The organism is Streptomyces sp. NH27 (assembly GCF_056859195.1).
Map to the genome: position 1 here is coordinate 1 of NZ_JACEGK010000509.1, position 5,899 is coordinate 5,899.

Genomic DNA, 5,899 nt, shown 5'->3' on the forward strand with positions numbered 1-5,899 from the left:
TTGTACGAGGACGGCGGGTTTCCGCATGTGTTCTGCGTCGACCTGGACGACTACCGGGTGGGCGGGGCGGTGGACGTGGGCGACGTGTTGACGCAGCTGCTGGAGTCGCTGGGGGTCGAACCGGCAAGCGTGAAGCGGTCGTTCGGCGCGCGGCGGAGGCAGTACCACGTGAAGTCGGCGCAGACCCGGGCCGTGCTGGTGGTGGACAACGCCCGCTACGGCTCGGAGGTCGCGGACCTGCTGCCGGCGTCGGAGAGCGTGGTGCTGGTGACGAGCCACGCCCCGCTGTACGACCTGGACGGCGGGACGAGCGTGGACGTGCCCGTGGCGCCCCTGGACGACGCCGCGGCAAGGGAGTTGCTGGCGGAGATCGTCGGCGGCGACCGGCTCGCCGAGGCCCCGGAGGCCACCGCGGCCCTGCTGCGGCTGTGCGAGGGTTCGCCCGCGGCGCTACGGGTCGCGGGCTGCACGGTGCGCAGCCACGGGCTTCGTCCGCTGTCCCGGGTGCTGGACGAGGTGCGGTCGGCCGTGGACGCGAAGGTCGCGTCGGTGGCGGAGCGGGTGCTCGACCCGGCGTACGGCGAACTGTCCGAGCCGGCCGCGCTGTTGTACCGGGCGCTGTCCGTCCACCCGGGGCCGACGTTCACCCGCGCCTCGGCCACGGCGCTGCTGGGACGGGGCGCCGACGCCTGTGACATGGCGCTGGAGGAACTGGACCGAGCCGGGCTGGTCGACGTCCGCTCGGCCGCCGGAGACCGGAACGCCCGGCTGCGGCTGCCGCAGACCCATCGCAGCCATGCCCGTACCAAGGCGCGGTCGGAAGCCGGCGGCGAAGACCAACTCGCCCAGGCGCTGGCGCGTTTCCTGCGCTGGTACGTCCGCCAGCAGCAGCGCGCCGACCTGTTCCTCGCCGGGAAGCGGCTGGTCGTCGCGGCACGGATCGACCCGATCCCGCAGGCGCCGGACGTCGCGCTGGCCGACCCGGAGCAGGCGGACACCGACGAGGAGCGGTGCACGCGCCTTCGCCGGGTGGCCCGGTGGCAGTACGAGGAGCGCCACACGCTCTTCGCGGCCGCCCGGGCCGCCCACGCGGCCCATGCGGAAGACCTGGACGCGCTGGTCGTGGCGCTGTGCGAGCCCGCGTGGACGTATGCGCTGGACCATCCGCCCAAGGCCGACCTGATCGCGATCTTCCGGCTCGGCGTGGAGTGCGCGCTGCGCGGCGGCGGCGTCCGCGGCATCGTCCGGATGAGATGCCAACTCGCCCGCTGGCTCTGGGAGTCGGGCAACACCGACGATGCCGCCGCTGAACTGGCCGGCGCCTCGGCCGCGGTCGCTCTGCTGGGGGAGGAGGAACTCGACACGAAGCTCCGCGCCTCGACGGTCGAGTTCCACGGCATGCTCGACTCCGCACTGGGCGACCAGGCTTCGGCCGCGGCCCGGTTCACCGCGTCCCGGGCGCTGCACGCGTCGATCTCCAACGACTACGGCGTCATGCTCCAGACCTACCGGCTCGGGCAGACCCAGGCCAAGCTCGGCGACACCGAATCCGCGCGGGCCTCGCTCACGGAGGCACACACCGCGGCGGCGGCGCTGCAACGCGAGCGGATGACGGCCAGGACCGGATTCGCCCTCGCCCATGTGCTGTGCACCGGCGGCCAGTTGGCGGCGGCCGGACGGCTCTACCAGGAGTCCCTGGACAGTGCCCGCCGTCGAGGCTCGGACTTCGACGAGACCCGGGTGCTCGACGCACTCGCCGAACTCGCCACGCAGGAAGAACGGTTGGCGGACGCCGAGCAGCACCGCACCGCCGCGGCGGCGATCAGGCGACGCAACGGCCTGGATTAGGGCGCATATCGGGTCGTGATCAATGCGCGGGTTCTCCCCTCGTGCCGAGTGGTGGGTTCTCGGCGGCAGTTGCATTCGCGGATGTCGGGATCTCGGGATGTCGGGATCTCGGTGATCCGCTGCCGCCCGGGGAGCGGGGATCGTGCGCCACCGGCGCGCTGTCGGCCCGCGGGGTCAGCTGAGGGCGGTGGCCAGCAGGGCGAAGGCGGCGATGATGACAGCGACGCGGAGGTAGTGGTAGCGGTCCCAGCGGTTCATCTGCTGCTTCCAGTCGGCGGGGCGGTTGTCGGGGGTCCAGGTTTTGCCCTGGTTGTTGATCGGGACGAGGAGCAGGATCGACATGATCACGCTGAGGATGAGCAGTGCGGCGGCGGTGACGACGAGGCCGGCGCCGTGGTGGTGCCATCCGGCGATGGCCCAGACGGCGGCGAGGACGAGCGAGGTGATGTACCAGAACGGCATCACGGCGCCGAGCATCCGGCCCCCGTGGGCGCGGCCGATCAGGCCGTTGTCGCCGGGGAGGGCGTTGAGGATGCGGTTGATGACGAAGGCGACGGAGAACTCCACCCCCACCATCACGCCGACGACCACGGTGGTGACGACCTGGAGCGCGTTGAGCATGATGACCCCTCCTGGGACCTAGCATCACTAGATGATGAGGCGACGCTAGTCGTACTGCCGCTCGCGTGTCTAGCGGTACTAGGATCGAATCATGTCGGTACAGGAACGCAAGGAGCGCGAACGGGCGGCCCGCGAACGCCTCATCTTGGCGACGGCCCGCGAACTCGCCGAGCAACAAGGCTGGGACGCGGTCACCACCCGTCGGCTCAGCGAGCGCATCGAATACAGCCAGCCCGTCCTCTACAGCCACTTTCGCGGCAAGCGGGAGATCATCGGCGCCGTCGCCCTCGAAGGCGCCACCGAGATGGCCGCGGCGGTGCGGGCCGCGGCCTCCACCGCGGACGGCCCGCGCGCCCGGGTCACCGCCCTCGCCCGCGCCTACCTCGACTTCGCCGTACACAACCCGGCGGTCTACGACGCCATGTTCCAGCTCGACGGCGGCCTGGCGTTCGCAAACGAGGACACCCCGCAACCTCTGAAGGACGCCTTCGCCGCCCTGCTGGAAAACCTCGGCGAAGTCGCCGGGGACGGCATCCACCCGGGACTGTTCACCGAGGTGTTCTGGGCGGCCCTGCACGGGCTGGCCACCCTGACCCGAGCGGGACGGCTGCCGCCGGAGGAAGCCGAGCCGAGGCTGGAGTTGCTGGTGGACCGGCTTCCCGTGATCTGACCCGACATCCCGTCATCCCGGCGGGCACGCGGCCGGGGCCCTCGGGCCCCGCCGCTGCCTGCCGGCGGCATCGCTTCCGGTCGCTCGCGTTTCGGTCACTCGCGCCCGCGCGGCGCAGCCACGGACCGCCGGGCCCCGTACCCCGGACGGGCGCCCGCCCCGCAAGCCGCGATGCCGATCGACCCCCTCCCGGCCACGGCCCTAGATCGGCTGCGTGCCGTCGCCGGGGTCGGCCGGGGACATCCGTACCGCGAAGGCGTGTTCGCCGACCCGGCACGTCAACGTGACCAGGTCCGGGGGCTGATGGGGTCCGGCAGGCACGGCGTGTACGGCGGAGAGCGCGGCGGCCGGGTCGGTGTGCACGATCCTGCCGTCATGGCACCAGGGTTCGACGCTCACCGTCCACAGGCGGTCGTCGCCGCGTCGGCGCAGCAGGCACCGCCCGTCGGGCAGTACGACCGCGGCGGTGGTGCAGCCGGGGTGGTCCGATAGGACGAACCCGGTCCAGGCGGCGGCCGTCCACGTCCTTCGGTACGGGCTCGCGGGCGGATTCGCGACCGGGCCCGCGGTCGCAGCAGCGGCCCGTCGGTAGAGCAGCCCGGCGGTGCGGGTGAACTCCTCGCTGGCCGCGCCGTGTTCGACGGCGAGGTGGTGACCTGCGGCCCCGAGGCCGGCGACCACGCGCTCCACCCGCACCTCGTCGCCGCCGGCGGGTGCGTCCACGTGGACGTCGAACGCCGCCGGTCCGGCGGCCCGGCCGGCCGGCTTCGGCAGTACTCTCGGCCGGACGGCCGCGGCGGGCTCGTCGAGGCCGAGCAGCGCGTACAACTCGCGCCTCAACCGCGGCAGTGCCCGCCCCTGTTCGGCGAACGCGGCTCGGGCGGCCGTCCGGCCCGGCCCGGGTCGGTAGGCCGCCAGCGCCGCGCGGAGGTCCCGGGCCCGGTCCAACCGGGTTACGGATGCGAGGAGTTCGGCGATCGGGCTGCCGGGGATGAGCTCGCTGCCGCCGTCGTGGGCGCTCACGATCGGGCGGTCGATGTCGTCGCCGAGAGCTGCCGCGTAGTACAGGGCCGCGGAGCCGTGGTCGGTCACCAGCGCGTCGGCGGCGACGAGGACCGCGGCCCATTCCTCGTATCCCGCGGTGAGCAGCATGCCGGCCGCCAGGGCGGGCGCGAGGCGTTCGCGGAGGTCGAGCGAGCCGAGCGTGCTGCGTTCGTTGGGGTGGACTACCAGGGCGAGCTGGTGGGTGTCGACCGGCAGGGAAGCGGCCAACTCGGCGGGCAGGGAAGGGCGTTGCCGTAGCAGCGACTCCGGGCCCCAGGTCGAGGCGACCACGACCAGCTGCCGGGCTCCGGTGCCCAGTGCTCCGCGGTAGCGCTCGCGCAGCGACCGCGAGGCGAGCATGCGGTCCAAGGTCGGGTCGCCCACGACCCTTGCCCGGGTGGCGGCTTGGGGGCTGACGGCGGCCAGGCGCGCGACCTGGTCGGGATGGGCGAGCGCGTGCAACGCCAACTGGCCGTCATGCGGCCGCAGATACGCCGGGTCCAGGCCCGAGGCCGAGTCCGCGGAGCCCTCCGACGCGAGCGCCTTGCCGAACCCGGCACCATGGGGCAGCAGTACGCGGGTGCCGCGCAGCAGCCGCAGCGCGCCCTTCGGGCTCGCCGTGATGATCAGGTCGAACGACCGATGGCGTGCCTCGTCCCACGGCACCGTCCGGCCGCCGGCCGCATCGACCGCGGACAGCGCGTCCGTACCGAACTGCGAGCCCGGGACGAGCGTGAACAGCCGCGTGACACGGGCGTCACCCTCGAAGGCGGGCAGCACGTCGAGCAACCTGTGCAGGGCCACGTCCGACCGGGCCGCGAGCAGTACCGTCGCCCGTCGCCCGTCGCCCGTCGCCCGTCGCCCGTCGCCCGTCGCCCGTCGCCCGTCGCCCGTCGCCCGTCGCCCCGAGCATCAATACTAGCGGCGGCGGTATCCCCGGATGGGCCATTTGCCCAGATCGGGGAGGGTTTTGAAGGATCCTCGGGCGGCATGTCCTGATCGTAACCCGGGCAATTCGAGCGCTTGCCACACCGGTCACGGACGGCACGGGGAGAATGCTGCCCATGAGCGACTGGGGGATTGCACTGATCGCGGCCTGCTCGGCCATCGCCGGCAGCGTGGTCACCGGCTGGTACGGGCGCAGCGCCGGCGTCCAGCAGGCCGAGGCCGCACGGCACGCCGGTGACCGTCAGGCCGACGCGCTGATCGACACCGTCCGCCTGACACTTCAGGAGCAAGTCGCCCTGAGAACCCAGGACGTACGGCGCCAGACCTACGTACGGTTCCTCGACGCGGCCGAGACCGTCGCCCTCGCGGAGCGCACCGGGCAGGGGCCGGCCGACGACCGTGCCGCCTTTCAACGGGCCCTCGCGGAGGTCTCCTTGGAGGGCCCCGACGACGTGACCAAGGCCGCCCGCGACCTCGCCGACCTCCGCACCCGGCTCGTCGCGTGCGAGCAGGCACAGGACCACGAAGAGGCCGACACCGAGCCGGAGTTGTCAACGGCTCTCGCCGACACCGCCCACGCCTACGGCGGGCACGCCGAACGCGCCCTCCACCACCTCATCCACTACGCCGACACCCACGGCTTCCTGCCCGCGAGCTGACATCCGCCCGACGAAAGGAGCGCATGCCCCACACCCGCGCCCTGCGCGCCCACATGATCCAGTCCTACGACGGCACCGAATGGCAGGTCTTCATCGCCCTCCCCGACGA

Annotated in this window: 5 protein-coding genes; 3 read left to right on the forward strand and 2 right to left on the reverse strand. The window is 72.8% G+C overall.

Annotation, left to right across the window (positions count from 1 at the left end; genetic code table 11):
* Nucleotides 1-1,848, forward strand: a 1,848-nt coding sequence (locus AC13HU_RS30580; protein ID WP_483045220.1) for a hypothetical protein, incomplete at its 5' end; no start/stop codon positions are given.
* A gap of 174 nt (nt 1,849-2,022) precedes the next feature.
* On the opposite strand, the gene AC13HU_RS30585 is transcribed toward AC13HU_RS30580, so the two are convergent.
* A complete protein-coding gene (locus AC13HU_RS30585; protein ID WP_483045221.1) occupies nt 2,023-2,469 on the reverse strand; it encodes an anthrone oxygenase family protein in 447 nt (148 codons plus the stop codon).
* Nucleotides 2,470-2,560: 91 nt separating this feature from the next.
* Here AC13HU_RS30585 and AC13HU_RS30590 point away from each other — a divergent pair, with 91 nt between their 5' ends.
* Nucleotides 2,561-3,139 (forward strand): TetR/AcrR family transcriptional regulator, encoded by a 579-nt coding sequence (locus tag AC13HU_RS30590; RefSeq protein WP_483045222.1) that lies wholly within the window; start codon nt 2,561-2,563, stop codon nt 3,137-3,139.
* A gap of 201 nt (nt 3,140-3,340) precedes the next feature.
* Here AC13HU_RS30590 and AC13HU_RS30595 read toward each other — a convergent pair whose 3' ends face one another.
* The gene (locus AC13HU_RS30595) at nt 3,341-4,981 is read right to left on the reverse strand and encodes a translation initiation factor 2 (RefSeq protein WP_483045224.1); all 1,641 of its coding nucleotides are present in this window, start codon (nt 4,979-4,981) and stop codon (nt 3,341-3,343) included.
* 266 nt (nt 4,982-5,247) lie between these two features.
* Between AC13HU_RS30595 and AC13HU_RS30600 the strand changes: the two genes are divergently transcribed.
* Nucleotides 5,248-5,790 (forward strand): hypothetical protein, encoded by a 543-nt coding sequence (locus AC13HU_RS30600; protein WP_483045223.1) that lies wholly within the window; start codon nt 5,248-5,250, stop codon nt 5,788-5,790.
* The last annotated feature ends 109 nt before the right edge of the window (nt 5,791-5,899 follow it).

Bases quoted from the DNA above. Each gene is read 5' to 3' on its own strand.
- AC13HU_RS30590 (WP_483045222.1), top strand. From the start codon at position 2,561: ATGTCGGTACAGGAACGCAAGGAGCGCGAACGGGCGGCCCGCGAACGC.
- AC13HU_RS30585 (WP_483045221.1), bottom strand. From the start codon at position 2,469: ATGCTCAACGCGCTCCAGGTCGTCACCACCGTGGTCGTCGGCGTGATG.
- AC13HU_RS30600 (WP_483045223.1), top strand. From the start codon at position 5,248: ATGAGCGACTGGGGGATTGCACTGATCGCGGCCTGCTCGGCCATCGCC.